Origin of the sequence: Bacillus sp. NPDC094064 (genome assembly GCF_050279585.1) — a bacterium.
Lineage (GTDB): Bacteria > Bacillota > Bacilli > Bacillales > Bacillaceae_G > Bacillus_A.
This window is the reverse complement of sequence record NZ_JBNNUI010000022.1, coordinates 1,809-3,085: the sequence shown is the minus strand read 5'-3', so window position 1 is coordinate 3,085 and position 1,277 is coordinate 1,809. Positions and strand designations below refer to the sequence as shown.

The following is a 1,277-nucleotide window of genomic DNA, read 5'->3' as shown; positions in this document are numbered from 1 at the left end:
TTGTATGTTCTTTGAAAACTAGATAACAGTGTAGCTCATATTTTTTAATTTTAGTTTGGTTAAGTTAGAAAGGGCGCACGGTGGATGCCTTGACACTAGGAGTCGATGAAGGACGGGACTAACGCCGATATGCTTCGGGGAGCTGTAAGTAAGCTTTGATCCGAAGATTTCCGAATGGGGAAACCCACCATACGTAATGGTATGGTATCCTTATCTGAATACATAGGGTAAGGAAGACAGACCCAGGGAACTGAAACATCTAAGTACCTGGAGGAAGAGAAAGCAAATGCGATTTCCTGAGTAGCGGCGAGCGAAACGGAACATAGCCCAAACCAAGAGGCTTGCCTCTTGGGGTTGTAGGACATTCTATACGGAGTTACAAAGGAACGAGGTAGACGAAGCGACCTGGAAAGGTCCGTCGTAGAGGGTAACAACCCCGTAGTCGAAACTTCGTTCTCTCTTGAATGTATCCTGAGTACGGCGGAACACGTGAAATTCCGTCGGAATCTGGGAGGACCATCTCCCAAGGCTAAATACTCCCTAGTGATCGATAGTGAACCAGTACCGTGAGGGAAAGGTGAAAAGCACCCCGGAAGGGGAGTGAAAGAGATCCTGAAACCGTGTGCCTACAAATAGTCAGAGCCCGTTAATGGGTGATGGCGTGCCTTTTGTAGAATGAACCGGCGAGTTACGATCCCGTGCGAGGTTAAGCTGAAGAGGCGGAGCCGCAGCGAAAGCGAGTCTGAATAGGGCGTTTAGTACGTGGTCGTAGACCCGAAACCAGGTGATCTACCCATGTCCAGGGTGAAGTTCAGGTAACACTGAATGGAGGCCCGAACCCACGCACGTTGAAAAGTGCGGGGATGAGGTGTGGGTAGCGGAGAAATTCCAATCGAACCTGGAGATAGCTGGTTCTCCCCGAAATAGCTTTAGGGCTAGCCTTAAGTGTAAGAGTCTTGGAGGTAGAGCACTGATTGGACTAGGGGTCCTCATCGGATTACCGAATTCAGTCAAACTCCGAATGCCAATGACTTATCCTTAGGAGTCAGACTGCGAGTGATAAGATCCGTAGTCAAAAGGGAAACAGCCCAGACCGCCAGCTAAGGTCCCAAAGTGTGTATTAAGTGGAAAAGGATGTGGAGTTGCTTAGACAACTAGGATGTTGGCTTAGAAGCAGCCACCATTTAAAGAGTGCGTAATAGCTCACTAGTCGAGTGACTCTGCGCCGAAAATGTACCGGGGCTAAATACACCACCGAAGCTGCGGATTGATACCGA

General features: G+C 48.9%; 1 rRNA gene (only partly in view). It reads left to right on the top strand.

The features are described 5' to 3' along the window. Positions 1 to 57: 57 nt before the first annotated feature. A 23S ribosomal RNA gene (locus tag ACQKNI_RS26000) occupies positions 58 to 1,277 on the top strand (it continues 1,800 nt past the right edge of the window).